Origin of the sequence: Saccharopolyspora dendranthemae (genome assembly GCF_007829955.1) — a bacterium.
GTDB lineage: Bacteria > Actinomycetota > Actinomycetes > Mycobacteriales > Pseudonocardiaceae > Saccharopolyspora > Saccharopolyspora dendranthemae.
On the sequence record NZ_VIWX01000001.1, the window covers coordinates 1,854,875 to 1,880,493 of the forward strand.

At 68.6% G+C, this 25,619-nt stretch carries 26 protein-coding genes; 15 read left to right on the forward strand and 11 right to left on the reverse strand.

The window, feature by feature from the left end; all coding sequences use genetic code 11:
• Positions 1 to 76: 76 nt before the first annotated feature.
• From FHU35_RS08385 to FHU35_RS08395, 3 genes are all read left to right on the forward strand, one after another.
• On the forward strand, positions 77 to 1,294 hold the full coding sequence (locus tag FHU35_RS08385) for a neutral zinc metallopeptidase (protein ID WP_246110135.1): 1,218 nt from the start codon (positions 77 to 79) through the stop codon (positions 1,292 to 1,294).
• A 197-nt stretch (positions 1,295 to 1,491) separates the two neighbouring features.
• A complete protein-coding gene (locus FHU35_RS08390) occupies positions 1,492 to 2,916 on the forward strand; it encodes a neutral zinc metallopeptidase (RefSeq protein WP_246110136.1) in 1,425 nt (474 codons plus the stop codon).
• 43 nt (positions 2,917 to 2,959) lie between these two features.
• The gene (locus FHU35_RS08395; RefSeq protein WP_145737753.1) at positions 2,960 to 3,682 is read left to right on the forward strand and encodes a tyrosine-protein phosphatase; all 723 of its coding nucleotides are present in this window, start codon (positions 2,960 to 2,962) and stop codon (positions 3,680 to 3,682) included.
• 99 nt (positions 3,683 to 3,781) lie between these two features.
• On the opposite strand, the gene FHU35_RS08400 is transcribed toward FHU35_RS08395, so the two are convergent.
• The gene (locus FHU35_RS08400; RefSeq protein ID WP_222429298.1) at positions 3,782 to 4,714 is read right to left on the reverse strand and encodes a tetratricopeptide repeat protein; all 933 of its coding nucleotides are present in this window, start codon (positions 4,712 to 4,714) and stop codon (positions 3,782 to 3,784) included.
• Positions 4,715 to 5,078: 364 nt separating this feature from the next.
• On the opposite strand from FHU35_RS08400, the gene FHU35_RS08405 reads away from it, so the two are divergent.
• The gene (locus FHU35_RS08405) at positions 5,079 to 5,333 is read left to right on the forward strand and encodes a hypothetical protein (RefSeq protein ID WP_145737754.1); all 255 of its coding nucleotides are present in this window, start codon (positions 5,079 to 5,081) and stop codon (positions 5,331 to 5,333) included.
• Between the two features lie 65 nt (positions 5,334 to 5,398).
• Here FHU35_RS08405 and FHU35_RS08410 read toward each other — a convergent pair whose 3' ends face one another.
• Complete coding sequence (locus tag FHU35_RS08410) at positions 5,399 to 5,701, reverse strand: MTH1187 family thiamine-binding protein (RefSeq protein ID WP_145737755.1); 303 nt, start codon at positions 5,699 to 5,701, stop codon at positions 5,399 to 5,401.
• A gap of 94 nt (positions 5,702 to 5,795) precedes the next feature.
• Here FHU35_RS08410 and FHU35_RS08415 point away from each other — a divergent pair, with 94 nt between their 5' ends.
• Positions 5,796 to 6,296: a MarR family winged helix-turn-helix transcriptional regulator gene (locus FHU35_RS08415; protein ID WP_145737756.1), complete on the forward strand. Its 501-nt coding sequence runs from the start codon at positions 5,796 to 5,798 to the stop codon at positions 6,294 to 6,296.
• On the opposite strand, the gene FHU35_RS08420 is transcribed toward FHU35_RS08415, so the two are convergent.
• From FHU35_RS08420 to FHU35_RS08430, 3 genes are all read right to left on the reverse strand, one after another.
• Positions 6,293 to 6,652 carry a DUF3817 domain-containing protein gene (locus FHU35_RS08420; RefSeq protein ID WP_425474107.1) on the reverse strand — a complete coding sequence of 120 codons (360 nt, stop codon included), beginning with the start codon at positions 6,650 to 6,652 and terminating at the stop codon, positions 6,293 to 6,295. The two genes, FHU35_RS08415 and FHU35_RS08420, sit on opposite strands and share 4 nt — an antisense overlap.
• 56 nt (positions 6,653 to 6,708) lie before the next feature.
• Positions 6,709 to 7,035: a divalent-cation tolerance protein CutA gene (gene cutA, locus FHU35_RS08425; protein ID WP_145737757.1), complete on the reverse strand. Its 327-nt coding sequence runs from the start codon at positions 7,033 to 7,035 to the stop codon at positions 6,709 to 6,711.
• Positions 7,036 to 7,118: 83 nt separating this feature from the next.
• Positions 7,119 to 8,504 carry a glycoside hydrolase family 47 protein gene (locus FHU35_RS08430; RefSeq protein WP_246110137.1) on the reverse strand — a complete coding sequence of 462 codons (1,386 nt, stop codon included), beginning with the start codon at positions 8,502 to 8,504 and terminating at the stop codon, positions 7,119 to 7,121.
• A 397-nt stretch (positions 8,505 to 8,901) separates the two neighbouring features.
• Here FHU35_RS08430 and FHU35_RS08435 point away from each other — a divergent pair, with 397 nt between their 5' ends.
• The 8 genes from FHU35_RS08435 to FHU35_RS08465 all read left to right on the forward strand — a co-directional run bounded on the left by FHU35_RS08435 (position 8,902) and on the right by FHU35_RS08465 (position 16,205).
• On the forward strand, positions 8,902 to 9,876 hold the full coding sequence (locus FHU35_RS08435) for a LacI family DNA-binding transcriptional regulator (RefSeq protein WP_145738050.1): 975 nt from the start codon (positions 8,902 to 8,904) through the stop codon (positions 9,874 to 9,876).
• Between the two features lie 35 nt (positions 9,877 to 9,911).
• The gene (locus FHU35_RS08440; protein WP_145737758.1) at positions 9,912 to 10,916 is read left to right on the forward strand and encodes a class I mannose-6-phosphate isomerase; all 1,005 of its coding nucleotides are present in this window, start codon (positions 9,912 to 9,914) and stop codon (positions 10,914 to 10,916) included.
• The gene (locus FHU35_RS08445) at positions 10,913 to 11,677 is read left to right on the forward strand and encodes an ATP-binding cassette domain-containing protein (RefSeq protein ID WP_145737759.1); all 765 of its coding nucleotides are present in this window, start codon (positions 10,913 to 10,915) and stop codon (positions 11,675 to 11,677) included. The genes FHU35_RS08440 and FHU35_RS08445 overlap by 4 nt, the downstream gene beginning before the upstream one ends.
• Positions 11,677 to 12,729 (forward strand): ABC transporter permease, encoded by a 1,053-nt coding sequence (locus FHU35_RS08450; protein WP_145737760.1) that lies wholly within the window; start codon positions 11,677 to 11,679, stop codon positions 12,727 to 12,729. The genes FHU35_RS08445 and FHU35_RS08450 overlap by 1 nt, the downstream gene beginning before the upstream one ends.
• Before the next feature lie 59 nt (positions 12,730 to 12,788).
• Positions 12,789 to 13,766, forward strand: a complete 978-nt coding sequence (locus tag FHU35_RS08455; protein ID WP_145737761.1) for an ABC transporter substrate-binding protein — start codon at positions 12,789 to 12,791, stop codon at positions 13,764 to 13,766.
• A gap of 138 nt (positions 13,767 to 13,904) precedes the next feature.
• Entirely contained in the window at positions 13,905 to 14,081 is a 177-nt protein-coding gene (locus FHU35_RS29205) for a hypothetical protein (protein ID WP_186459303.1), read from the forward strand.
• Positions 14,082 to 14,274: 193 nt separating this feature from the next.
• The gene (locus FHU35_RS08460; protein ID WP_145737762.1) at positions 14,275 to 14,691 is read left to right on the forward strand and encodes a TipAS antibiotic-recognition domain-containing protein; all 417 of its coding nucleotides are present in this window, start codon (positions 14,275 to 14,277) and stop codon (positions 14,689 to 14,691) included.
• 161 nt (positions 14,692 to 14,852) lie between these two features.
• Positions 14,853 to 16,205: a DNA polymerase IV gene (locus tag FHU35_RS08465; RefSeq protein WP_145737763.1), complete on the forward strand. Its 1,353-nt coding sequence runs from the start codon at positions 14,853 to 14,855 to the stop codon at positions 16,203 to 16,205.
• Here FHU35_RS08465 and FHU35_RS08470 read toward each other — a convergent pair.
• The 3 genes from FHU35_RS08470 to FHU35_RS08480 form a co-directional block, all read right to left on the reverse strand.
• Positions 16,178 to 16,909: a hypothetical protein gene (locus tag FHU35_RS08470; RefSeq protein WP_145737764.1), complete on the reverse strand. Its 732-nt coding sequence runs from the start codon at positions 16,907 to 16,909 to the stop codon at positions 16,178 to 16,180. The two genes, FHU35_RS08465 and FHU35_RS08470, sit on opposite strands and share 28 nt — an antisense overlap.
• Before the next feature lie 90 nt (positions 16,910 to 16,999).
• Positions 17,000 to 18,187: an acetyl-CoA C-acetyltransferase gene (locus tag FHU35_RS08475; protein WP_145737765.1), complete on the reverse strand. Its 1,188-nt coding sequence runs from the start codon at positions 18,185 to 18,187 to the stop codon at positions 17,000 to 17,002.
• 225 nt (positions 18,188 to 18,412) lie between these two features.
• Positions 18,413 to 19,417, reverse strand: a complete 1,005-nt coding sequence (locus tag FHU35_RS08480) for a hypothetical protein (protein ID WP_145737766.1) — start codon at positions 19,415 to 19,417, stop codon at positions 18,413 to 18,415.
• A gap of 132 nt (positions 19,418 to 19,549) precedes the next feature.
• Here FHU35_RS08480 and mce point away from each other — a divergent pair, with 132 nt between their 5' ends.
• Positions 19,550 to 19,999 (forward strand): methylmalonyl-CoA epimerase, encoded by a 450-nt coding sequence (gene mce, locus FHU35_RS08485; protein ID WP_145737767.1) that lies wholly within the window; start codon positions 19,550 to 19,552, stop codon positions 19,997 to 19,999.
• Between the two features lie 121 nt (positions 20,000 to 20,120).
• Here the strand turns inward: mce and FHU35_RS08490 are convergent, their stop codons facing one another.
• From FHU35_RS08490 to FHU35_RS08500, 3 genes are all read right to left on the reverse strand, one after another.
• Complete coding sequence (locus FHU35_RS08490; RefSeq protein ID WP_145737768.1) at positions 20,121 to 22,424, reverse strand: penicillin acylase family protein; 2,304 nt, start codon at positions 22,422 to 22,424, stop codon at positions 20,121 to 20,123.
• A 151-nt stretch (positions 22,425 to 22,575) separates the two neighbouring features.
• Positions 22,576 to 23,220, reverse strand: coding sequence for a TetR/AcrR family transcriptional regulator (locus FHU35_RS08495; protein ID WP_145737769.1), 645 nt, complete (start codon positions 23,218 to 23,220; stop codon positions 22,576 to 22,578).
• A gap of 159 nt (positions 23,221 to 23,379) precedes the next feature.
• Positions 23,380 to 23,763 (reverse strand): SPW repeat protein, encoded by a 384-nt coding sequence (locus FHU35_RS08500; protein ID WP_246110138.1) that lies wholly within the window; start codon positions 23,761 to 23,763, stop codon positions 23,380 to 23,382.
• Between the two features lie 176 nt (positions 23,764 to 23,939).
• Here FHU35_RS08500 and FHU35_RS08505 point away from each other — a divergent pair, with 176 nt between their 5' ends.
• Positions 23,940 to 25,517 (forward strand): M protein, encoded by a 1,578-nt coding sequence (locus tag FHU35_RS08505; RefSeq protein ID WP_145737771.1) that lies wholly within the window; start codon positions 23,940 to 23,942, stop codon positions 25,515 to 25,517.
• Positions 25,518 to 25,619 lie beyond the last annotated feature (102 nt).

A 25,619-nucleotide genomic window follows, 5' to 3' on the forward strand; every position in this document is an offset into this window, starting at 1 on the left:
TCTCGCTCGACGCGGTCGCGTGAGATGCGCACCCGACGGCACCACCACCCGCGAGCCAGGTGGGAAGCTGGGTCGCGTGCGTGCATTCGGACTTGTCGCGGTGACCATCGGGCTGATCATCAGCGCCTGCACGACTCCTCCGGCTCCGGGGCCGAGTGTGTCGGAACCCGCGGTGGACCCGGCCTTCGTGCACGGAACCGACCGCGGCGACACCGATCGGTTGGCGGCCGCGGTCGTGACCGACGCGCAGCGCTATTGGGCGCAGGCCTACCCCGACGCGTTCGGTTCCCCCTGGCGCGACCTCGACGGAGGGTTCTTCTCGGTCGACACCGGCGGCGTCGGCACGCCTCCGCCATGCGCCTCGGACCGGCAGGAGGTCGAGGGCAACGCGTACTACTGCCAATCCGTGGACGCCATCGCATGGGATCGCACCGCACTGCTTCCGGTGCTGCGCGAGCACTACGGGGACACGGCCGTGGCGGTGGTGCTCTCCCACGAAGTCGGACACGCCGTTCAGCAGCGCGCAGGTCTCACCGAAGGCGAGCCGCTGCGACTGGAAGCGATGGCCGACTGCTACGCGGGTTCCTTCCTGCGCTGGGTGTCCGACGGGCACGCTCAGCACCTGCGCACCGACCCCGACCAGATCGACGCGGCGCTGCGCGCCATCACCGTCTTCCGCGACCCGGTCGGCACCACCGGGCACGGCACCGCCTTCGATCGTGTGACCGCGTTCCAGCACGGATTCGGCGGGGGCCCGCGCGGGTGCACCGGGGTGACCGAGAGCAACGTCGCCGAGCCGGTCGACGACGATCCGAACGAGCCCTTGGCATCTCTGCTGGACACCACGTCCATGGCCGAGCACTTCAGGTCCGTCGTCGTCGACCACGGCGGACGATGGGTCCCTCCCGCGCGGTCCACCGGCTGCCCTGGCGCCGGCGAACCGGTCGGTTTCTGCCCGTCACCTCCGACGGTCAGCGCCGATCCCGCGGCGTTGAGCAGGACGCACGAGGACATCGGCGACCAGGCCGTCACCACGCTGCTCGCTTCCCGCTACGCGCTCGCGGCGCTGTCCGAGCTGGGGCAGCGCGTGACCGGCGAACGCATCCTCTGCCTGACCGGCGCGTTCACCGCGCAGCAGCCGCACCTGTCACCGGGCGACCTGGACGAGGCGGTGCAGCTCGTCCTCGACTCCGACGTGGTCTCCCGCGGCGGAGGCGCCCCGATGAGCGGTTCGGCTCGGATCGCGGCCTTCCGCGACGGCGTGACCTCCGGCTCTACCGAGTGCCTGAAGTGAGCATGGGAACCTTCCTGCCACGCACGATCGGCGTCCGCTGAGATCGTCCGTGACGAAGATCCACCACCCGATAGGCTGCTTCGCGCAGACCGGTCCGCGCGGCCGGCCCAGTGCGACGAGTTCAGTACCGGTAGCGAGATGGGGCGCGTGGAGTGGTTGCGACGGGAACCCGGCGGCGTAGGCGCATCCTCGGCGCCGTGATCTCGGCACTCACCTGCGCATCCCTGGTCAGCGGGTGTTCGCAGGTCATCAGCGGAGTGCCCACGACGTTGGGCGGCTACTCCACCACCAGCGTGGCGGGGCTTCCGGCCGCCGACGGCCCGAGCGGGCCGAAGGAAGGTTCCCCGCAGGCTCCGCTCCCGGTCGAGGGCACCGACAACGGCGAGATGGACAAGCTCGCCCGCAACGCGGTCGCCGACGTCGACGCCTACTGGGCGGATGCCTTCCCGGAGGCCTTCGACGGCAAGAAGTTCGAACCGGTGAAGCGCCTGATCTCCTACGACTCGGGAGCTCCCGGAGCCCCGCTGTGCGGGCAGAACACCGGGGGGATGGTCAACGCCTTCTACTGCCCGCCCGAGGACCTCGTCGCCTGGGACCGCGGAACGCTGCTCCCGGAGCTCAACAACAGCTTCGGGCCGCTGGCGGTGGTGACCGTGCTGGCCCACGAGATGGGGCACGCCGTGCAGCACCGCGCGGGCACCTCCGGGCAGAACGATCCCGTGATCGTGCTGGAGCAGCAGGCGGACTGCTTCACCGGCGCCTACTTCCGGCACGTCGCCGAGGGCTCTTCGCAGTACTTCCAGGTGTCCACCGGGTCCGGCCTCAACGAGGTCATGGGCGTGCTCAACTTCATCCGCGACTCGCCCGGCGCCTCGGACTTCACGGGCAGCAATGCGCACGGCACAGCCTTCGACCGGGTCAGCGCCTTCCAGTTCGGCTTCAGCGACGGGCCCGAGCGCTGCGCGGAGATGACCAACGACGAGGTCAAGAAGCGCACCACGCTGTTCCAGAACTGGAAGCCCACCCAGCAGGAGACCGACCTGCCCGTCGACGACAAGAGCTTGAAGGCCGTGGAGGAGAGCCTGCACGCGGTGTTCCGGGACACCGGTGCGGAGCCGCCGAGGATCATCGCCGAGCCCAGGACCTGCTCCGGGCGGCAACCGACCACGCCCGCGTCGTACTGCACCGAGACGAACACGATCTCGTTGAACGTTCCGGAGCTGCGCGAGATCGCGACGCCTCCGAGCAAGGAGAGCCAATCCGCCGGCTACGGCGACTTCGCCGCCTACGCGCAAGTGGCTTCCCGGTACGCGCTCTCGGTCCAGAAGGCCGCCGGCTACTCCCTCGATGACGAGGCTGCCGGGCTCCGCACCGCGTGCATGGTCGGTGCGTGGAGCGGTCTGCTGGTGGAGGACCCGATCGGGCAGCGCAACCCGGTGGGCAAGCTGCGGATCGTGCCCGAGGACATCGACGAGGGCGTGTCCGCGCTGCTCGGCGAGCAGAGCTTGATCTCGGCGAACGTCAACGGCGATCAGGTTCCGGTCGGTTTCGCGCGAGTGGAGGCCTTCCGGGTCGGTGTGCAAGAAGGCCTCGCGCCGTGCACCACCAAGTACGGGGGTTGAGGGCGCCGGACAACCTCGATCGAGCCCACGCGTCCTCCGAAGCATGAGCGCGCAACGGATTCTGGACTTCGAGGGCATGGTGAACGCCCGGGACCTGGGGGGCGTGCCAGTGGCAGGCGGCCGCGTCCGCTGGGGAGCGGTGGTACGAGCGGAGCACCCTGCGAGGCTGACGGCGGTGGGCTGGGAACGTGTGTGGCAGCACGGGGTCCGCACGATCATCGACCTGACCGGTCCTGGCGAGGAGGAGCCCGAACGCGCTCCCCGTCCGGCAGGGTTGAGCACGATCCGGATCGCGTTGGACGACACCTCCGACACCGAGTTCTGGGACCGCTGGGGTGGGGCCTTCTCGTGCACTCCCCTGTACTTCGGGCCGTTCCTCGACCGCTATCCGCAGCTGGTCGGCGAGGTCGCCGGCGCCATCGCCGATGCGGAACCTGGCGGCGTGCTGGTGCATTGCGGCGGCGGCAGGGACCGCACCGGGTTGATCTGCCTGGTTCTGCTGGCCGCGCTCGGAGCGAGCGCACGGGACATCGCCGAGGACTACGCGATCAGTCATCGGCGCCGCGCGGAGCAGTGCGCGGCGTCGGGCATGGGCGATGACACCGGGAAGGTCGAGCAATTCCTGACCCAGCAGGGCACGACCGAACGCGACGCCCTCGACGAGGTCCTCGGCGGACGGGATTTCGCCGCATACCTGAAGACCGCGAGGGTGCTGGGCGAGTCCGGTTTCGCGACGCTGCGCGAGCGCCTGCTGGAGCCGGCCTGATCAAGGCCCCCGGATTCCGGCGGAGGGGCTGCGCACTCACCACGAGATCGATCGCCCCCGGAACCGGGCTGGTTTCGAGGGCGATCGTGGTGGTGAAGATCAGAACAGCGCGCTGGCGAGGTTCCGGCGGGCCTTGGTGACCCGCTCGTCGCCATCGGGAAAGATCTCGAACATCTCGACCAGGTGCGTGCGCACCCGGTCGCGGTCGTCTCCCGCGGTGCGCTTGATGGTCTGAATGAGGCGGCTGAAGCCTTCGTCGACCTTGCCGAACGCGACCTCCGCGTCAGCGGCGGCGATCTGTGCGTCGAGGTCGTCCGGTGCGGCGTCGGCGCGCTCGATCGCGGACGGGTCGGCCTGCTCGGCGCGGGCCATGAAGCGCACCTGCATCAGAGCGGCGTTCGCCTGCTCGTTGGCGGGCTCGCTGTCGAGGATCTGCTGGTAAGCGGCCTCGGCGGCGGCGAAGTCGCCCTGCTCCAAGGCGTCCTCGGCCGCGGTGAACCGCGGGTCCTCGGGTTCCTCTTCCGGCTCGGCGCCTTCAGGGGCGCCCTCCTCGGCCGCCCGGATGCCGGGCAACTGGTCGCGCAGCGCGTTGAGCAGGGAGTCGATCCACTCCCGGAGCTGCGGTTCCGGCTGAGCACCGGCGAAGCCGTCGACCGGCTGGCCCCCGGCGACCGCGATCACCATGGGCACCGACTGGACTTGGAACAGCTGCGCGATCCGGGGGTTCGCGTCGACGTCGACCTTGGCCAGCACCCAGGCGCCGTTGTACTCGCGGGCGAGCTTCTCCAGCGCGGGCGACAGCTGCTTGCACGGCTCGCACCAGGTCGCCCACAGGTCCACGACGACCGGAACCTGCAGGGAGCGCTCGACCACCTCGGCCTGGAAGTCGGCCTCGGTGACCTCGATGATCGCCGGGTGCGATGGCCCGGCCGCTCCGTCACCGCCGCTGGGCGGCTGCGCGCTGGAGTTGGCGGCCTCGGCACGGTTCTTGAGTGCCGACAGGTCGACTGCGCCCGCCATCCCGGCGGACATCGCTGCTGCGTTCTGGCGTGGATCCGGCCTCGTCACAGTTTCCATCCTGACACGTCCTACCTGCGGCGTGGCGCGTGGGCGTGCGATGAAGGGAACCTTTCTCGCACGAGCGGACGCAAGGTCACATCCGGGCGGCGAGCTGGTCACCGAATGCACTCGACCAACACGCGGGAACGGCAAAGATCAATTCGATCCGGTGAACGAAGACACTCGAACAGGTGGAGTAGGCACTCAAACCCTCATGTTCTCCCGCAGTGATCGCCGAAGAGGACACAGAGCCCGCGAGGGACTGTCGTCCGCTCGCGGGCCGCGGGGTCTCTCGTGGGGGACCTTCGGCCAGTAGTTCAACGAGAGGTTCGAAACAGTGCGTATTGCAACCCGTGTTGCCGGTGCCGCCGGCGTCGCCGCCCTCAGCATCGTGACCCTGGGCAGCGCCGCGTTCGCTGACACCGCCGACAACGACGGCGTCAACCTGCTGGACGACAACAACATCAGCGCCGTCCCGGTGCAGGCCTGCGGCAACAACGTGGGTGCCGCGATCGGCGTCGTCGTCCCGGTTCTGTCGCCGCAGAGCAGCGAGTGCGTCAACGCCCCGGTGGTGGACCACCCGGAGGGCTGACGTCAGTCGAGCCTGACGTGATCACGGGGGTGGTGTCGCTGACACCACCCCCGTTTCGCGTTCACCTACTGTTCCCGAAGATGTTGCTCGATCCGATCCACCTTCGCCCGCAGCTGACCTGAGTGCCCGGGTCGGATGTCGGCCTTGAGCACCAGGCTCGTGCGCGGGGCCTGCGCGGACACCGCCTCGGTCGCCCGTTTGACGACGTCCATGACCTCGTCCCACTCGCCCTCGATCGTGGTGAACATCGACGTCGTCTCGTGCGGCAGACCGGAATCCCGGACCACCTTCACCGCGGCTGCGACCGCCTCGCTGACACCGTCGCTCTCACCAACCCCACTCGGGGCCACGCTGAACGCCACCAGCACGTCTGCCTCCTCAGTCCACGTCAATCAAGTCCCAGCACCAGTAGTAGCAGCACAGTTATCAGGCATGCTTCCTCTCGCTGCTAGCGTCGGCGCTATGAGCTCCCGTGGCCCACTGCCCTTCGATCCCATCGCCCGCGCGGCCGAGACCTGGGGAGAGCGGATCGGCCCGTCCACGACGATGGCCGCGGTGACCAGCGTGATGCGCGTGCAGCAGATCCTGCAGTCAGCGGTCGACAACGCCCTGCGCGCGCACAACCTGACCTTCGCCCGGTACGAAGCCCTCGTGCTGCTGACGTTCTCCAAGCGCGGCAGCCTGCCGATGCGGGTCATGGGCGACCGGCTTCAGCTGCACCCGACAAGCGTGACCAACATCGTCGACAGGCTCGAGCAGGACGGCCTGGTCCGGCGCGTTCCGCACCCGACGGACCGGCGCACCACGCTGGTGGAGATCACCGAGCAAGGTCGGGACCTCATGCAGAAGGCAACCGACGCGGTCACCGAGATCGACTTCGGCCTCAGCGGCATCACCGAACGCCAGACCCAGCAGCTCACCGAACTGCTGGGCAAGGTCCGCCACTCCGCAGGCGACTTCTAGTTGAGCTCCTTGAGCGCGTAGCGCACGTGGCCCCAGAACGTCGGGGCGTCGGAGTCCGGCACGGTGAGCATGCCGCGGCGGTGGGCCCAGCGCTCGAACCACACCGTCGCCAGCGGCGGCACCGACGCCACCAACGCCAACGCCAACGTCCAGAAGCGCCAGCGCAGCGGGCTGAACACGACCAGCGCGGTCACCACGTAAGCGGTGAACAACGCGCCGTGGACCGACCCCATGATGGTCACGCCCAGCGGCCATCCGAGCCCGTACTTGAACGCCATCGCCACCAGCAGTCCCGCCCACGAGAACGCCTCGGCGATCGCGACCAGCCGAAACCACCCGCCATAGCTACGCGGCACGTCGACCCCACTTCCGATTGCACGGCACCTCTAGCGAGTGTGCCCGGTGGCGCGCGTCACCGAGACGCCGGAGTGGTCTGTTCGTCGACCCAAGCCAAGTAATCGGGGTTCCCGCCGACGATCGGCGTCGCGATGATCTCCGGAACGTCGTAGCCGTGATGGTCCTTCACGTGCGCGACCAAGGCCTCCAACCGTCCGCTGGAGGTCTTGATCTGCAGCTGCCACTCCGGGTCGTCCTGCGCCGCGCCATCCCACACGTAGAAGCTGCGAATCGGCACGACCTGCACGCACGCCCCGAGCCCCGCCTCCACAACACCCCTCGCGAGCTCGGCGGCCGACTCCTCGGAGTCGGTGGTGGTCACCACCTGAACATGATCAGCCATGACGTCCAGGGTATCCCCGGGGAAGGGCCGAGGATGGGAACCTTTCGCTCACCACCGGTGGCAGGAAGGTTCCCATCCTCACCTCAGCGCCGCGCTCCGCGCAGCAGGTTCGCCTCGGTGCTCAGGTAGTTGTCGCGGTAATCCAGCCTCGGGGTGTCGGAGAACAGCAGCCAGTAGTACTTCATCTGCTCCGACCACCAGTAGCCCGGGCACGTGTCCTCTTGGGACGGAGGTGCGGCGGTGACATCCGCCAGGGACGCGAAACCGTACTTCGCCTTGGACGTGGCCACCATGTTCTTGAAGTGGGTGTGGGCGCGCTCGCGGAACACCTCGTCACCAGTGGCCAGCCACAGCATGAGCGCGGAGTCGGCGAACTCCGGGCGCAGCGCGTTGTCGACGCGGGTCGCTTTCATCGTCGAGTAGTCCACGAAGGTCGGGATCACGCCGAATTCGTCCTGCACCAGGTTGAACGCATCGTGGTAGGCGCGACCTTCGGCGACGCGGCCGGATTCGGCGAGCAGCCCCGCGTAGAAACCGGCGAGGACGCTTTGCTCCCGGCTGAGGACCTCGCCGGTGAAGGCGTCGACTTGCGGGAACCACAACATCCCGTCCCGGCGTTCGGCCTGCTTCGACAGGATCGCGCCGGTGAGGGTGTCGTACCACTGCTTGAGCTCCGGGTCACCGAACAGCCGGTACCCATCCCACAGGTACTCGTAGTAGGAGTCGCCGGGCGGTCCGATGGTCGCTTCGCGGTTGCGCCACTGCCCCGTCTCGGCGTTGATGTCGTGCGGCAGGAGGCCGATTTCCGTGCGCTGGTCGTAGGCCACGCGCATGGCTCGTTTCGCCAGGTCGTAATAGCGGCTGTCCCCGGTCCACTCCGACAGGACGCCGAATTCGGCGATGTAGGTACCGATCTCGACGATGTTGGTCTCCGGGTCGCTCACCTGCCCGGTCGCGAGGTTCACGTACCGGTAGGGCAAACCCGCCGGGGACTGGGTGAAAGCCGGCAGCAGCCGGTCGGCGACGTCCTTGGCGCGCTCGAGAAGCCGCGGATCACCGGTGCAGTGGTAGGCGGCCGCGAGTCCGCCGACCATGCGGATGTTCGTCTCGAAGACCTGGAAGGGAGCGTCGATGTTGAAATCGAGGTTGTCGATGATCCACTGCACGGCTCGCTCGACCTCGGCGTCGGCTTCCATCAGCCACAGCGTGTCCACGGCCTCGACGACGCTCAGGCCGACCGAGTGCCCTTCGACGAAGAAGTCCTCCCCGCCGCCCGAGATCGGTTTGATGTGGTCGGCGCCGAAAGCGCGATCGACGTAGTGGCGCCACGCCCACAGGAACTCCTCGCGAACGGCGTCGGCGACCGGTTTCCAATTCCCCTGCGCCGACGCCGGAACCGACGTGGTCGCGAACATCGCGCCTGCGACGGCCGCGGCACCCATCACGCGCAACACGGACCTTCTGGACATGCCTGGAAGCATCGTCTTCTCCGCACCTAGACAACCTTGTCAAGCCACGCGGAACCACCGTCGCGGGCCGGCGCGGACGAGGTCAACGCTCAGCACCGTTCCTGTCGGTTTTGGCCACCGGAAGCGCCGATCAGGCGCACCGGGTACGGCCGCCGGATGCCTTGACCCCTCCCTCCGCACCGCGCTGAACCGAGAGAAAGGGAACCTTCCTGTCACTTCCCCGCGCCTGGTGGCAGCGATCGCGGTGCGCCCGCCGCCGTTGGGCCGGGTGGTGCAAGCGGCGCGTCCGGGCGCAGCAGAACCGGACGAACAGCATTGACAAACCGATCGCGGGTGGGGTCCAATCCGCTCCGCCATGACAACGTTGTCTGACTCGAGAAGCGTCCGCCGCGCCACCATGACCGATGTCGCGCGGCTGGCCGGTGTGAGCGTCAAAACGGTCTCCCGCGTCGTCAACGCCGAAGCCGGGGTTCATCCGGTGACCGCGCAGCGCGTGCTCTCAGCGATCGACCAGCTCGGTTTCCGCCGCAACATCAGCGCCCGCAACCTGCGCCGCGGCACCGGGACCGGCACCCTCGGCCTGGTCCTGGAGGACCTCGCCAACCCCTTCTACTCGATGCTGACCCGGGCGGTGGAGGAAGTCGCTCGTGTGCAGGGCAAGCAGGTGCTCACCGGGTCCTCCGACGAAGACCCGACCCGGGAACGAGAACTCGTCCTGGAGTTCTGCGCGCGCCGAGTCGACGGGCTGATCGTCGTCCCCGCGGGCCACCAGCACGGCTACATCGCGCACGAGATCAACACGGGCACCCCCGTCGTCTTCGTCGACCGGCCGCCGGGCAACCTCGAAGCGGACTCGGTGCTCATCGACAACGCCGGCGGGACGGCGCAGGCCGCCCGGCACCTCGCCGAGCAGGGCCACCGCCACATCGGCTTCCTGGGCGACGCCCCCGAGATCCACACCGCTTCCGAGCGGCTCCGCGGATTCCGCGAGGGCTGCGCCCAGGCCGGTGTTCCCTTCGACCCCGAGCTGGTCGTGATGGGGCCGCACGGCGACGAGTCCGTTTCCGCAGCGCTCTCGGGCTCGCTGCGCGACGCCACCGCGCTGGTCACCGGCAACAACCGGATCACCATCCACGCACTGCGCTCGCTGGCCGGCCGGCCTTCGCGACCTGCGCTGGTCGGCTTCGACGACTTCGAGCTGGCCGACCTGCTGGACCCCCCGATCACCGTGGTCACCCACGACACCTGGGCGCTGGGCAAGTCCGCGGCCGAGTTGCTGTTCGCGCGGCTGGACGGCGACACGTCGCCGCCCGGTCGCGTGGTCGTCCCGACCAGGCTGCTGGTCCGAGGATCTGGAGAGGTAGTTCGTTGAGTTCCGTCCACAGTTCACCATCCGCGCGGGCAACGGTGCTGCCGGCGAACCAACCCCGGCAGTTCTACCGGGGTGGAGCGTCGATCGCCGCGTTGCGCGGCGGCGGAGATGACCGCGAGTTCGGCCCCGAAGACTGGGTCGCGTCCACCACCACCCGGTTCGGCCAGGAAGAGTCCGGCCTTTCGCGGCTGCCCGACGGACAGCTGCTGCGAGACGTCGTCAACAGCGACCCGCAGTCCTGGCTGGGAGCCGATCACGTGTCGGCCTTCGGTGAGAGCACCGCGTTGCTGGTGAAGCTGCTCGACGCCGGTCAGCGGCTGCCGGTCCACTGCCACCCCGACGACGGATTCGCCAAGCAGCACCTGGGTTCTCGCTTCGGCAAGACCGAGGCGTGGATCGTCGTGGGGACGAGCGGCGCGAACCCCGTGGTCTACCTGGGCTTCCGAGAGGACGTGTCGCCTGAGGTCGTTGCCGAGTGGGTGCGCACCCAGGACTCCTCGGCGATGCTGGGCTCGCTCAACGAGATCCCGGTCAAGCCGGGTGACACGGTGCACGTTCCCGCGGGCACTCCGCACGCCATCGGCGCCGGGGTCTTCATCGTGGAGCTGCAGCAGCCCACCGATTTCTCGATCACCCTCGAGTGGCAGGGATTTCTCACCGACGCCGAAGGCGCTTTCCTCGGTTTGGAGACCGCCACCGCGTTGGAGACCGTCAACCGGTCCGGGTTCGACGATGCTCTCCTGGAATCGTTGATCAAGCGCACCGGCGAGCTGGGTGAAGGACGCGTTCCGCTGCTCGCCGACGACGCCGCACCGTTCTTCCGCGCCGACCGCGTGCACGGTTCGGCCGAACTCGACCCGTCCTTCGGGGTGCTGATCGTTCTGGACGGCAGCGGGGAGCTGCACTGCGCGGATGGTTCCCCTCTGCAGCTCAGCCGCGGCGCCACCGCTGTCGTTCCGCACGCCGCCGGGCAGACCCGCCTCGAAGGGGATCTCACCACCGTGCTGTGCAGACCTCCATCAGCTGGGAGCCACGCATGACCGAACCACTTCTCGAAGCACGTGATCTCGTCAAGCGCTACGGCAGCGTGGAAGCGCTGCGAGGGGCCTCCTTCACCGTGCATCCCGGTGAGGTGGTCGCGCTCATCGGTGACAACGGTGCCGGCAAGTCAACCCTCGTGAAGTGCCTTTCCGGGGTGGAGCAACCGGATTCGGGCCAGATCCTGGTCGACGGCACACCCGTGTCGCTGGACTCGCCGTCCGCTGCACGCGGTCACGGCATCGAGACCGCCTACCAGGACTTGGCCGTCGCGCCGGACCTGGACCCGGCCGCGAACCTCTTCCTGGGACGCGAGATCAGGCGTTCCGGTGTGCTCGGCAAGCTCGGGATGCTGGACAAGGCCAAGATGCGCGCCGAGGCCACCGAGCAGTTCGCCAAGTTCGGCGTGGCGCTGCCCGACCTGTCGGTGCCGATCGGCGCGCTGTCGGGCGGGCAGCGGCAGAGCGTCGCGGTGGCGCGCTCGGTCGCGTGGGCGAGCCGGCTGGTGTTCCTCGACGAACCGACCGCCGCACTCGGCGTGGTGCAGCGGGAACGCGTCCTCGACGTCGTCCGGCGGGTTCGCGACAACGGCATGGCCGTGGTGCTGATCAGCCACAACATGCCCGAGGTGCTCTCGGTCGCCGACCGCGTCGAGGTGTTGCGCCTGGGCAGCAGGGTGGCGCGGTTCAACGCGTCGGAAGCCAAGTTGGAAGACCTGGTCGGCGCGATGACCGGGGCCTTGTCGCAGGAGGACGCGAGCTGATGTCCACTCCGCAGAAGACTTCCCCCGAGAAGCCGGTGCAGCAATCCCCCGACGAACCCGCGGCGAGCCTCCGCTCCCGGCTGGCCGGTTCCAACACCGTGTGGACCGGCCTGGTCCTCGTGGTGCTGTGCGCGCTGTTCGGCGCATTGCGCCCTGACGCCTTCCTGACCCTGTTCAACGTGCAGAACCTGCTGGTGCAGGCCGCGCCGCTGCTGATGCTCGCGGTGGGCATGACCTTCGTGATCATCACCTCCGGCATCGACCTGTCGGTGGGTTCGGTGCTGGTGTTCGCCGGGGTCGTCTCGGCGATGACCATGGAGGCGCTCAGCGGTGGCGACGCCACCGACGCGAGCTGGGGCGTCATCGCGATCGGCCTGGTGGCCGCGCTGCTCGGCGGTGCGGTGTGGGGGCTGCTCAACGGGCTGCTGGTGGCCGTGGCCCGGGTCCCGGCGCTGATCGTCACGCTCGGGTCCTTCGGCGCCGCGCTCGGCGCCGCTCAGCTGCTGACCAACGGCATCGACGTGCGCACGGTTCCCGCCGCGCTGCGCACGACGCTGGGCACGGGCACGTCCTTCGCGGTGGTGCCGAACCTGGTGATCCTGGCCGCGATCATCACGCTGCTGGCGATGTGGCTGCTGCACACCACCGCCTTCGGCCGCTACACCTACGCGATCGGTTCCAACGCCGAAGCCGCGCGGCGCAGCGGGATCAAGGTGACCCGCCACCTCATCGCGGTCTACACGCTCACCGGCGTTCTGGCCGGGTTGGCCGGTTTCATGTCACTGGCCTACTTCGGCACGACCACGATCAGCGGCCACAGCAACGACAACCTCAACTCGATCGCTGCCGTGGTGCTGGGCGGGACCAGCCTCTTCGGCGGCATCGGAACGATTCTCGGCAGTGTCATCGGCGTTTTCATCCCGGCGGTGCTCGACGCCGGATTCGTGATGGCCGGTGTTCGCCCGTTCTGGCAGCCGATCGCTGTCGGGGCGGTCCTGGTCGCCGCGGTCTACCTGGACCAGCGCCGGCGTCGGGCACGCAACAACCGTTGACCTGAAAACCTTTGAAACCAAAGCCTTTTTCAACACAAAGCCGTGTGGAGGTTGTTTCGATGAGAACGCACAAGGGGCTGTTAGCGCTCGGCGCCGCAGCGCTGCTGCTGGCCGGATGCGGTTCCGGGCAGATCGGTGGCACCGGCGGGCAGACCGACCCGAACAACAAGAACCTGGCCCTGATCACCGGTCAGCGCGGTGAACCCTTCTACGTCTCCATCGAGTGCGCTGCGCAGCAGGAAGCCGCAGCGCAGGGTTACCAGCTCAACGTGCAGGCCCCGGAGAAGTTCGAGCAGGCGGAGCAGTCGCAGATCCTCGGCGGCATCGTCAGCAGCAAGCCGGGTTCGGTGATCATCGCCCCGACTGATGACAAGGCCCTGGCCGCGCCGCTGCAGCAGGCGAAGGGCAACGGCATCCAGGTCGTGGAGGTCGACACCGCGCTGGAGGACCGTTCCGTCGCAGTCACCTCGCTCTCGTCGGACAACTACGCCGGCGGACAACTGGCGGCGCAAACGCTGGTGCAGCTGCTGGGCGGCAAGCCGGGCTCGGTGCTCGCGCTCAACACCAAGGCGGGCACCTCCACCACCGATGAGCGCGCCAAGGGCTTCGAGGACGAGGTCAAGAAGCACCCGAACCTGAAACTGCTGCCGACCCAGTACACCGAGAACGAACCGGCCACGGCCGCGCAGATCGTGTCCTCGACGCTGGCGGCCAACCCGGATCTCGTGGGCGTGTTCGGCACGAACCTCAACACCGGTGAGGGCGCGGGCACCGCGCTGTCCAACGCGGGCAAGTCCGGTCAGGTGCAGCTGGTGGGCTTCGACGCGAGTCCCAAGCAGGTCGACGACCTCCGCAACGGGCGGGTGCAGGCCCTCATCGCGCAGAACCCGGGCAAGATCGGCCAGGAGGGCGTCAAGCGCGCCATCGCGGCGATCAAGGGACAGCCGGTCGAGCGCGAGACCAAGACCGAGATGATCTCCCTCACCCGCGACAACATGGACCAGCAGGCTCAGTACTTCTACAAGTCCCAGTGCTGAGGCGTTGACCGACAGGTGCCCGTCTCGCCACTGGCGAGACGGGCACCTTCGTCTCTCTCGGGAGCGCCCGGTGGTGCGAGCATGGGAACCTTTCGCTCACCGCTGTGCCCCGGCGCAGGTCGCGGTTACGGTGGGGTTATGGCAGCAATCGGTGAGATGTTCCCCGGTCGCAGGCTCAAGCACGAGGGCGACGAGGACGGTGTTTCCCGCGAGCACGACCCGGGCGGTCCGCTGGACCTGGACCGGGGCGTGGTCTTCCTCGCGCCTCGCGAGCCTGCCGCGAAGGAAGAACCGGAAGAAGACCAGCAGGGCTGAGCCCTCCCTGAAATCCGCGTCGCGATCACGGAGTGGGCGCGGATCTGTCGGATCACGCACCGGAGCTACGCGTCTCCGCTAATGTGCCACGGGCAGTTGACACATTTCGCTCGAAAGAGTCTTACGTTGTCACTGCACGTAGTTCGTGGCGGAAGGCGCGGTGCTCGCGCGTGATCGAAACAGGGGGAACGCCGTGCATCCGAACAACCTGTCCGGGAGCGCAGCTCTCGAACAGACCGAGGCCGTCGAGGACGGCACCGCGCTGATCGGAAACGCCACACCCCCCGGAGCCGGGAACCTCAACCCCGCTCAGAAGCACGCCCTCGCCCGCAAGATCGGGCAGGACTGGCAACGGATCAGCTCCACCGTCGCGGAGCTGTTCGCCACCGGTGTGCCCAGCAACGATCCCCGGACCCAGCAGATCGTCCACGAGCACTACCAGTGGCTCGGGCACTTCTGGACGCCCGACCGCGCTTCCTACCTGCGGCTGGCCGAGATGTACGTCAACCAGCCGAAGTTCCGGCAGCGCATCGAGCGCCGCAAGCCCAAGGGCATGGCCGCGTACCTCCGAGACGCGATGACCACCTACGCCTGGTCCCGCCTGCGCTGAAACCCTGCCTGGAAGTGACAGGAAGGTTCCCATGCACCGGTCCGGACGGGGCGCGGTGAGCCGGAGGCAACCTTGAGCTCGCGGCCGGCATGAGGACGGAGACGGCGCTCACGGCCGCGCCTCCTGGGCCCTTGTCGGCCTGTTCGAGTTCAATGAGTCCCATGAGGTGGGTGCTGCACATGGACATGGACGCGTTCTTCGCGTCCGTGGAGCAGCTCACCCGCCCCACCGTGCGCAGCCGTCCGGTCCTGGTCGGCGGGCTCGGCCCGCGCGGCACGGTCGCCGGTGCCAGTTACGAAGCCCGCGAGTACGGGGCGAAGTCAGCGATGCCGATGGGCGAAGCCCGTCGGCGCTGCCCCGTTGCGGTCGTCCTGCCGCCTCGCTTCCGCGTCTACCAGGTCGTGAGCCGACAGGTCCTGGGGATCGTGCGCGAGGTCTCCGACGTCGTGCAGCAGGTGTCGGTCGACGAAGCGTTCCTGGAACCCGCCGAACTCGCCGGTGCTGACGTGCAGCGCGTCGAGGAGTTCGCAGGCGCCCTGCGGGCGCGCGTGCAGCGCGAGGTCGGGGTGGTGGCCTCGATCGGTGCGGGCCCGGGCAAGCAGTTGGCGAAGATCGCCTCGGGACTGGCGAAACCGGACGGCATGCTGGTCGTGCCGCCTGATGAGCAGCTGGAACTGCTGTGGGCGCTTCCGGTGCGCAAGATGTGGGGCATCGGGCCCGTCACCGAGTCCAAGCTGCACCGCATCGGGGTCAACACGATCGGCGAGCTCGCCGCGATGCACCCGCAGGACGTGACCTCGCTGCTCGGGCAGGCCGTAGGAGGCGAACTGCACCGGCTCGCGCAGGGCGTTGACGACCACCCCGTCGCCGAGCGCGCCGAGGCCAAGCAGGTCAGCGCTGAGACCACCTTCGACCACGACATCGCCGACCGCGAGACGCTGCTGGCCGAGGTAGTCGGCCAGGCCGAGAACGCCCACCGGCGGCTGGTGTCCTCGGGACGCGCCGCGCGCACGGTGACCCTCAAGGTCCGCGACTCGGACTTCACCACGATCAGCCGCGCCGAGACCTTCTCCTCGGCCACCAGCGAGCTGCACACGCTCTCGGCCGCGGCCCGCCGTCTCCTGCCGATCGCCTTGCCGCCGGGAACGCCGGTGCGACTGGTCGGGGTGTCCTACTCAGGTCTTGCCACCTCTGAGCAGGAATCGCTGTTCGACCACCCCTCCGACCCGGAGGACGGACCCGCGCCCGAGCCGGAGTCCGCCGAACCGGCCGAAGCGCCGCGGCCGTCATCGCGGCAGTGGCGAGCGGGTGACGACGTCCAGCACGCCGAGCACGGGCACGGCTGGGTGCAGGGCTCCGGACACGGCCGGGTCACCATCCGCTTCGAAACGGCGACGACGGGAAGGGGCGTGGCACGCACCTTCGCCGTCGACGATCCGCTCCTGAGCGCCGCTGACCCGGTCGCGAGCCTGGGCGTCGAGGTCGATCAGCCCTGCGGCGGGGGCGGCAGGTGACGCCGGTACTGGCCCACCCACTTCTGCGGCGCGATGTCCTTGATCGCGCTCTCCAGCTCCTTCGGCAGGCTGCTGAACGGCGGTAGGTGGAACCGGTAGCGGTCCGGCGGGAGGCCTTGCACCGTCGGCGGCTCCTCCACCCACCAGCGCTCCAGCTCCGGGTGACGCTCGACGAAACCGGCGTCCGCGGGGTAGATCTCCAGCGCCCGGCGGCGCTCCGGGTTCACCGGCCGCTTGTTCTCGATCCACGGCAGCGTGCCGATGCCGACGGCCTTGATCTCACGCCAGTCGACGCCGACGACCTCGCCGGTGGTGCGCGCGTAGAACCCGCTGCGGTCGATGAGGAACCCGCGGCCGCGCAGCGTCCCGCGTGACCCCATCAGAAACCACAGGAACGCCACGCCGAAGACCAGCTGCCAGAACCACATGCCCGGTGTGCTGCCGTTGTTGGCGAGCGTCGCCGCGATCAGCACGGTTCCCAGGCCGCTGATCCCGCCCCCGATCAGCAGCGTGCGGAAGCTCGCCGCGCTCACATCGACGTCGCGAGCATCAGCGCCCAGCAGCGCGGGACCGGGAGCGGCGGCCAGCGGGCGGTGAGGTTCCGCCGCCGGGCGCCCTCCGGTGTATCGAGCGGTCCCGCGCGGGATCGTGCGCGTCGGTTCGCCCCAGTCAGCTCGTTGCCATCCCCCTGGAAGCCACTTCATGGGGTCCAGGGTAGCCACGAACCAGACAGTTGATCATGAAGGTGGGCAAATCCCCGGGTACCACTCAGGGATTTCTCGGGGATGCCGCGATCAGGCTGAGGGGACCGTGAGCAGCAGAGCGTCGCCCTGGCCACCGCCGCCGCACAACGCGGCTGCACCGGTTCCGCCGCCGCGGCGCTTGAGCTCGAGCGCAAGGTGCAGTGCCAGGCGGGCACCGGACATACCGATCGGGTGGCCCAGCGCGATCGCGCCGCCGTTGACGTTGACCTTCTCCTCGGCGATTCCCAGCTGACGGGTCGAGACGATGCCGACCGCGGCGAAAGCTTCGTTGATCTCCACCAGGTCCAGACCGGTCGCGTCGACGCCGGCCTTCTCGCAAGCCTTCTTGATCGCGTTCGACGGCTGCTCGTGCAGGCTCGCGTCCGGACCGGCCACCACGCCGTGCGCGCCGATCTCGGCCAGGTAGTCCAGGCCCAGCTCTTCGGCCTTGGCCTTGCTCATCACCACGACCGCGGCGGCACCGTCGGAGATCTGCGAGGCCGAGCCAGCGGTGATCGTTCCGTCGGAGGAGAAAGCCGGGCGCAGCTTGCCCAGCGTCTCGGTGGTGGTCGCACCGCGCACGCCCTCGTCGGTGTCGAACACGACCGGGTCGCCCTTGCGCTGCGGGATCTCCACCGGCGCGATCTCCTCGGCGAACGCACCGGACTCGATCGCCGCTGCGGCGCGCTGGTGAGAACGCGCGGAGAAGGCGTCCTGCTCCTCGCGGGTCAGCTCGTAGCGGGTGTTGTGCTTCTCGGTCGAAACACCCATCGCTACCTGGTCGAACGCGCAGAACAGCCCGTCGTGCGCCATGTGGTCGAGCATGTTGGCGTCGCCGTACTTGAAGCCCTCGCGTGAACCGGTGAGCAGGTGGGGCGCCTGGGTCATGGACTCCTGACCACCGGCCACCACGATGTCGAACTCACCGGCCCGGACGAGCTGGTCGGCCAACGCGATCGCGTCGAGCCCGGACAGGCAGACCTTGTTGATGGTCAGCGCCGGAACGTCCATCGGGATGCCGGCGGCGACAGCGGCCTGGCGGGCGGGGATCTGCCCGGCACCGGCGGTCAGCACCTGACCCATGATCGTGTACTCGACCTGCTCGGGCGCGACCCCGGCGCGCTCCAGCGCGGCCTTGATGGCGACTCCACCGAGCTGCGCACCGGAGAAGTCCTTGAGCGAACCGAGCAGTCGCCCCATCGGGGTGCGCGCGCCCGCAACGATCACAGAACCACTCACGATTGCCTCCCGGTCATCGTCGACACACCAACTCTTCGGCGTCGCGCACCATCATCTCCCGCGAACGCCATCGGGACCATACCCGCGAACCCCGCGAGCACCGCCTGTGACGACTGCCATAAGCCGTGCTCGCGAGGTGAGCGGAAGGTTCCCGTGCAGCGGTTTCACCGGGCCGGAGTGACAGGAAGGTTCCCATGCTCACACCGGCCCCGAAGCCGTGCGGCGTCAGCAGTTGCCGGTGCCGGTGGTGGTGTCGCAGAGGGTCGATTCTTCGTCCCAGGACAGCTTGCTGCGGGCGTTCACGCCCAATTCCCTGGAGGCGGACACGTCGGTCGACGCACCGGAGTCGCCCTTGAGCCAGTACCTGACCTCGTAGTCGACGCCGCTCTTCTCGTAGGTGAAGGCGTAGAACGGGGCCGGGAGAGGTGCGGGTCCGTAGTCGTCGGCGGTCCAGGCGTCCTCGCCCTGCGCCGCACTGGGATCGACGTACAGGCAGTCGTACTCGGCACCTTCGAAGGTGCACTTGCGCGCCTCGGCGCCGCCGTAGCGCCCGACGTTCTCGTCCTTGGTCACACCGTCCGAGCCGAGCCGCTGGTAGACGTCCTCGCAGGCACCGGAACCGCAGGCGTTCCAGTCACTCCACGCCGAGGCGCGGGCGGAGGCTTCGCTGGAACCGCCGTTGATGGACGAGCAGTACCTGTCGACCATGTAGGGAACCATCTTCGCAGCCGCGGACGAGCTGTCGATGGCGGTCGCGGCGGTTTCCTCCTTGCCCAGTCCGGCCGAGTCGAGCTGCCACATGCCGACGCCGGGGTTGAAGAACAGTCCCTTCGCCCGCTGCTCGGGGTCGGCCAGCGAGGTCTGGTCGTCGTAGCGGGACAGCGTCATCGGGGATGGTGACTCCCCGGACGGCGACACTTCCGGCCAGGTCGTGGACAGCGCCAGGTTCGTCGCGGCTTCGGCGCTGATGCTGCAGCCGGCTTCGTCGGCTGCGGTGGCGGCCGCGGATTGCACCTGCGCGTACGGTTCCGCACCGAAGTGCAGAGGCGCGAGGGGTACCACCCAGCCACGGTCCCGGCTCATCCTCTCGGCGTTCGGGTTGGGACCGCCTCCGCCACTGATGGTCCCGTCATCGCCTGCGGCGAGTGCGACGGGAGCGGCCGTCGCAGCGGCGATGCCGAACGAGACGAGGAGGACGGCGAGTCTGCGGGTTCGTTGCGTCTTGACCATTTCTGCCCCTTCCGCGTGAATTGGCCACATGCTCGCCTCCGGGACAGACCAACCGACTCCACCTGTTGGGGCAATTCGATCTTCGGATTTCGCCGCTTTTCCCAGGCTTTCCGCGACGACTACGCTGCGACCATGCGAGCGGAACTGAACGACCTGGTCACGGCAATCGATCACGTGGGCATCGCGGTCCCCGACCTCGACGAGGCCATCGCCTTCCAACGCGACACCTTCGGCCTCGAGGTCGCCCACTCCGAGGAGAACGAGGAGCAGGGCGTCCGCGAAGCGATGCTGCGCGCACCCGGCGACACCACCGGAGCCACCCAGATCCAGCTCATCGCACCGCTGCGCGACGACTCCACCATCGCCAAGTTCCTCGACAAGAACGGACCTGGCCTCCAGCAACTCGCCTACCGGGTCACGGATGTCGAAGCCGCGATGGCCGCCCTCCGCGCCAAAGGTCTGCGCCTGCTCTACGAGAAGCCCCGTCGAGGCACCGCTGACAGCCGCATCAACTTCGTCCACCCCAAGGACGCCGGCGGCGTTCTGGTCGAGCTGGTCGAGCCAGCGGCCAACGCCCACTGACCCGGTTCATCCACGGCGGGTCCCGTGCGGACCCGCCGTTCTCGCCTCGGCGACCGGTGGCGCGAGGGAACCTTTCTCCCCATAGCCGGGGCCACCTTCGTGATCAGCCGGGTTTGCCAGATCAGGCCGGCACCAGCAGGATCCTGCGCTCTGCGATCTCCTCGACGGCTTCGCGGCTGTAGCGGAGGGGGAAGTAGCTTCCCTCCTGCCAGCTCTCGGCGAGGTCGCGGTAGTGCGGGTCCCACGGATTCCCCGACTGGCCCGGCGTGTTCACCGCGACCGAGTAGTCCCAGTCGCCGACGTCGAGCACCATCCGGAAGGAAGGGCCGTTGGTCTGGCGGAAGTCGCTGACGCGGTAGGTGGATTGGTTCACCGTCGCCGACGACCCGCCCCGCGGCAGCGGTCCCACGTCGAAGCGCGCCCGCTGGGCCTCGTCGAAGGCGTCCGAGGCCGGGTGCTCGAAGAGGCTGTGGTGCAAGCGCCCCCACTTCCACGACGCTTCACCACGGCCGAGCAGCTCCTTCACCTCCGCGCAGGCCGAGCGCAGCGTCTCCAGCAGCAGCCGGTCGCGCGCAACCGCGTCCGGCAGCCAACGACCCGGTTTCTCGAGCTCTTCGAGCATGACCAGGTTGTCCACGCTGTCGATGTGCTCAGCCGCCTCCGGCACCGCGGCCCGCGCGAACCCCGGGCCGAGGTGCTTGGACAACCACACCTCGAACAGCGCCGCGGCGGGGGAATCCGCGTCCAAGACCGCGTCCCAGTCGCGCAGCAGCCGCAGAGCGCGTCGCAACTCGGCCTCACCACTGTCCACACGCGACAGCAGCGGCTGGATCCGCCTCGCCGGTAGCGACAACTGGTCGTTCTGCAGCAGTTCGGAGTCGCGGACGGTGTGCTTGCGCTGGCGGGAGAGGACTTCCACGATCCGCTGGTGCCGGAACGGGTTGGTCCACTCGTAGCCCAACCCCAGGTTCCGGTGCTCGGGCGGCAGGTTGAACTGGTTCGCCGTCGCGATGAAGCCCTCGGCCGGGTTGAACGACCTCGGGAGGTCGTCACCCGAGTGGAAACCGTCCCACTCGTAGCGCCCGTCACCTGGGACGGGGAGCAACCCGTCGTAGCCGACCCGCTTGGGAGCCATCCCCGCCGGTACCCACCCGATGTTTCCCTCCACATCGGCGTAGACCTGGTTCTCCGTCGGGGCGCCCCAATTGCGCATCGCGTCGGTGAACTCGGTGAAGCTCTGCGCGCGCATGTAAGCGATGCTGCCGAAGTACGGGGACATTCCCGGCTGCAGCCACGCGGTGCGCACCGCATAGGCGAGGTTGCGCTTCCGGTCGACGTGGATCACCGGACCGTGCCGGGTGAAGGCCAGCTCCACTTCGCGGTCCGCCTCACCGCGCACCGGGACCGCTTCGCGCAGCGCGGTCATCTCCTCCCAGCCGTTGTCGTACCGGTAGCGGCGGGGATCGGCCGGATCGAGTTGGTAGACGTAGAGGTCTTCCTGATCCATCGGGAAGATCGTCAGGCCGAAGGCGACGGTCCCGTTGTGACCGATGGAGATCCCCGGCAGCGCGGGCTCACCCGCACCGATCACGTCCAGGCCGGGCGCGGACAGGTGCGCGATGTAGCGCAGCGACGGTGCCGAGTAGGCCCGGTGCGGGTCGTTGGCCAAGATCGGACGCCCGGTCGCCGTGCGCTTCCCGCTGACCACCCAGTTGTTGCTGCCCTCGGTCGTCGCATCGCGCGGGATGCGACGAAGGGAACCTTCCTTGAACTCCACGTCCTGGGTCGCCAGGTCGAAAACGTCCAGCACGTCGGCGGGAAGCGCGCAGGGGTCGAATCCTCGCGGCACGACCGTCCGGTGATCAGGTTGCAGCCCCTGGCGCACCAGGTCGGCTTCCGCTCCCGCAGCGCAGACGACCCGGGCTCGCTCCACCTCGCTCTCCAGGTTGCGCGTCAGGCCGTGGCTGCGGATGCGCACCACATCGGCCGGTTCCCAGCGGGCAGGCCGGTAGTCGAGGAGCCGGAACTCCTCGGGCAGCCTCTCCGGGTGGGCGTCCAGCCAGTCGATGTAGGCGTTGATGCCCTGGACGAACAGGGTGGCGATGTGCTGCGCGTCCTCGGAGTAGCGCGCCCATTCGGCGTCCATGTCGCCGCGGTAGAGGAACAGGCGCGTCGCGCGATCCTGCTCGGCGTGATCGGGCCCGAAGACCTCGGCGAGCAAACCCAGCCCGCGACGCCGCCAGAGGTCGATCTGGAAGAGACGTTCTCTGGCCGCGTTGAAGCCCTGCGCGAGGAAGACGTCGTCCTCGCTGTCGGCGTAGAGGTGGGGGACGCCGTAGCGGTCCTCGATCAGCTCCACCTCATCGTTGAGGCCGGCGACCGGGTAGGTCACGGGATCGGGCGACGCGTCGACGAAAGAAGTCATGGCACCCGCTCCGACGATGCCGAAACCGGTAGCGACGAGTCCTTGTCTCCGGGACAGCCGAACGCGCCCAATGCCCACCCCAACCTCCCGCGGTGATCGCCTGCGGGAGTTTCTAGCGCGAGGAACACCGCGTCACAAGGCCCGGGCGATCTCAGGCCGGTTCCACCGCGCGCGTGCTGGCGCCCAGTTCGAGGGCTTTGGCGATGAAACCGATCTCGCGGTCCAGCTCGTCGTCCTCGGTGCGGTGGCGGGCGACCGAGTGCCGGTGGTTGACCACGCGGGCCAGCAGCATGGCGGCCGCCTCGATGTCGCAACCCGCCAGACCGGGAGGCAAGGCCAGTTCGATGACGCGTCGGATCTGCTCGACGACGACACCGAACCTCTGCTGCATGGCTCGCCGCACGGCGTCATGGGTATCAGCCTCCCGCCACAGCAGGTGGCTGAGCAGCATCGATGACTCCAGCCGGGCGTCGAGCTCGCTCACCAGGCGCCGCAGACTCGCCGCCACGTCTCCGCTCACGACGAGGCGTTCGGATTCCAGCTCTTCGTCCGGAAGCCGCTCGATCAGCGCGGCCAGCAGGTCCTGCTTGCGGCGGAAGTAGTAGTGAATGAGGCCTTTCGGGACCTCGGCGCGCTCGGCGATCCGGGAGGTCGGCGTGGCGTTGAAGCCGTGCTCGGCGAACAGCTCACCGGCGGCGGTCAGAATGCGCTCCCGCGTGCTGCCGCTGCGCTCCTCGTGGTTCGAGTCCGAAGTGGACGGGCGTCGACGGGTCCCCTCGCCCAGCTCGTTGGGCATCGGCCCGACCTCCTCATGGCGGGATGAACACTAAGAGCGCGGCCCGGACGTTACCGCCGGACCGCGCGATTGTCGCAACCGTTCACCACCTGGTCGTCACCGCTTCGCAACCCAGCGGACCTGCACGGCAGGGACGTCGGAGCGGCTCGCCCGCTGGGGTCAGTGCTGCCCGGCGATACCGCGATGCGCCGCGTTGGCCTCGGGCAGCGCCGCCGCACCGACGATCACCGCCAGCAGTCCGACGATCCACGAGGTCCACGAAGCCCCCGTCATCTCGGTGTAGCCGAGTACCCACGGGGAGATGAACAGCAGCACGCCCAGCAGCATGTGGCTGTACTCGCTGGTCATCGAATCCGGCATCGACAGCGACCAGACGCTCGCGATCAGCAGCAGAGCACCGAGCACGATCATCACCGACATCGCGGCACCGTCCGTCGACGTCCACATCGTGCCGAGGATGAGGTAGGCGCCCAGCACGACGCCGACCCAGTCCTGCCAGCGAACCCACGGCTTCGAGGTCGAAGCGCTCGACTGTTCGGCCACGTCGATCACCTCCGTTATGTCCGACTTGACCAGTCCATGCTCGCTCTTGGTTGGCCAGCCGGTCAATACTCGGGTTCGAGGTGTCACCCGACAGGCCTCCACGAGGTGAGGAAAATCCTCTCGAGACCCAGGCGCACCTCCCACAACAACGTCCGCTTCCAGGTAGCTTGGTTGCCATGGGCCTTGCCGACGACCGCGATTTGCTGCCACTGGGATCGGGATTCGATCTTGCTCGTAAGAACGGCTACGACCGCGCCCAGGTCGACGAGCACCTAGAGCGCCTCGATGCCGACATCCGGATCCTCACCTCGGATCGGGATGCCGCGGTGTCGCAGGCCGCCGACCTGTCGAAGCAGCTCGAGTCGACCCGCTCCGAGATCGAAAGCCTCCGCGGTCAGGTCGATCGTCTGGCGAAGCCGCCGACAACGCTCGAAGGCCTCAGCGAGCGCCTGCAGCGCATGCTCCGCCTGGCCCAGGACGAAGCTTCCGACATCCGCTCCCGCGCGGAGGGCGACGCGGCGCAGATCCGCTCACGCTCCGAGTCCGAGGCCGTCAACCTGCGCACCCGCTACGAGCGGCTGATCAGCGAGGTCGACAACCGTCGCAGCGAGATGGAGACCGAGCACCGGTCTCTCATGGACGGCGCCAAGACCGAGGCCGAGCGCATCACCCGCGAGGCCGAGGAGAGCCGCAAGCGCGCCGACGAGGAGTCCGAAGCCCACCGCACCCAGGTGGAAGAGGACTTCGAGATCGCGATGTCGGCCCGCCGCACCGAGTCCATGCGCACGCTCGCCGAGCAGGAGGCCACCAGCAAGTCCGAGGCCGAGCGCCGCGTCCGCGAGGCCACCGAGGAAGCGAACCGCCGGCTTCGCGAAGGCACCAACGAGGCTCACCGTCGCGTCCAGGAAGCCACCGAGCAGTCCAACACCCTGGTCAGCGACGCCACGACCAAGGCGGAGACTCTCGAGCGGGAGTCCACCGCGGCGGCCGAGAAGCTCGAACGCGAGTCCACCGAGACCGCGAACGCCCGTGAGGCCTCCAGCAAGGAAGCCGCGCAGCGGCGACTCCAGGAGGCCAAGCAGGAGGCGGAGCGCCTCGTCCACGAGGCCAACGAGAAGTCCGAGCGGATGGTCCGCGAGTGCACCGAAGAGGCCACTCGCCGCATCGACGTCGCGACCCGCGAGGCGAAGCGCCTGGTCACCGCCACTCGCACCGACGCCCAGCGCCGTCTCGGAGCGACCACCGAAGAGGTGCAGCGCAGGCTCTCCCAGGCCGACGAGCACGTGCACTCGCTCACCGAGCTGCGCGACACCGTCGCCAAGAAGCTGCGGGACGCGGCCGAGATGCTCGGCCAGACCACGCCGCTGCTGGAGCGCCTCGACCTCGAGGACGCCGAAGAGGAGAAGCTGCGCAAGTCCGCGATCGAGGCCCGCGAGCAGGCACGCAAGGACGCGGAAGAAGCCATCGCCCGCGATGGCCGCGAAACCGGCGAGATCCACAAGAAGTCGCAACCCGCTGAGCAGCCCGCGAATCAGGCCGTCACCAGTTCGGGACTGCCCAAGCGCACGCCCCGCCAGGGCGGTTCGGCGCGAGAGGGCGCTCAGTCCGCGGACGAGCCCACGGACAAGATCCAGCGCAAGCAAGCCTCGACGGACGAGCCGACGCACCGGATTCAGCTCCCCGTGCCCGGTGAGCAGCCGTCCGAGCAGTACTCCCAGGACGCTGCCCGGGTGAACGCCAACCAGCAACGCTGATCACGTCCGCGCTGGTCAGGACATCGCGCGTCATCGATTCGCGACTTCGGTGTCTCTCAAGGCGAAGTCGGCCACGAGCCGGCTCCCCAGGAGAGGACCAAC

Bases quoted from the DNA above. Each gene is read 5' to 3' on its own strand.
- FHU35_RS08450 (WP_145737760.1), top strand. From the start codon at position 11,677: ATGTCCACTCCGCAGAAGACTTCCCCCGAGAAGCCGGTGCAGCAATCC.
- FHU35_RS08490 (WP_145737768.1), bottom strand. From the start codon at position 22,424: ATGACTTCTTTCGTCGACGCGTCGCCCGATCCCGTGACCTACCCGGTC.
- cutA (WP_145737757.1), bottom strand. From the start codon at position 7,035: ATGGCTGATCATGTTCAGGTGGTGACCACCACCGACTCCGAGGAGTCG.
- FHU35_RS08495 (WP_145737769.1), bottom strand. From the start codon at position 23,220: ATGCCCAACGAGCTGGGCGAGGGGACCCGTCGACGCCCGTCCACTTCG.
- mce (WP_145737767.1), top strand. From the start codon at position 19,550: ATGCGAGCGGAACTGAACGACCTGGTCACGGCAATCGATCACGTGGGC.
- FHU35_RS08470 (WP_145737764.1), bottom strand. From the start codon at position 16,909: ATGAAGTGGCTTCCAGGGGGATGGCAACGAGCTGACTGGGGCGAACCG.
- FHU35_RS08505 (WP_145737771.1), top strand. From the start codon at position 23,940: ATGGGCCTTGCCGACGACCGCGATTTGCTGCCACTGGGATCGGGATTC.
- FHU35_RS08445 (WP_145737759.1), top strand. From the start codon at position 10,913: ATGACCGAACCACTTCTCGAAGCACGTGATCTCGTCAAGCGCTACGGC.
- FHU35_RS08480 (WP_145737766.1), bottom strand. From the start codon at position 19,417: ATGGTCAAGACGCAACGAACCCGCAGACTCGCCGTCCTCCTCGTCTCG.
- FHU35_RS08465 (WP_145737763.1), top strand. From the start codon at position 14,853: ATGAGGTGGGTGCTGCACATGGACATGGACGCGTTCTTCGCGTCCGTG.
- FHU35_RS08400 (WP_222429298.1), bottom strand. From the start codon at position 4,714: ATGTCCGCCGGGATGGCGGGCGCAGTCGACCTGTCGGCACTCAAGAAC.
- FHU35_RS08415 (WP_145737756.1), top strand. From the start codon at position 5,796: ATGAGCTCCCGTGGCCCACTGCCCTTCGATCCCATCGCCCGCGCGGCC.
- FHU35_RS08430 (WP_246110137.1), bottom strand. From the start codon at position 8,504: ATGTCCAGAAGGTCCGTGTTGCGCGTGATGGGTGCCGCGGCCGTCGCA.
- FHU35_RS08455 (WP_145737761.1), top strand. From the start codon at position 12,789: ATGAGAACGCACAAGGGGCTGTTAGCGCTCGGCGCCGCAGCGCTGCTG.
- FHU35_RS08435 (WP_145738050.1), top strand. From the start codon at position 8,902: ATGACCGATGTCGCGCGGCTGGCCGGTGTGAGCGTCAAAACGGTCTCC.
- FHU35_RS08395 (WP_145737753.1), top strand. From the start codon at position 2,960: ATGAGCGCGCAACGGATTCTGGACTTCGAGGGCATGGTGAACGCCCGG.
- FHU35_RS29205 (WP_186459303.1), top strand. From the start codon at position 13,905: ATGGCAGCAATCGGTGAGATGTTCCCCGGTCGCAGGCTCAAGCACGAG.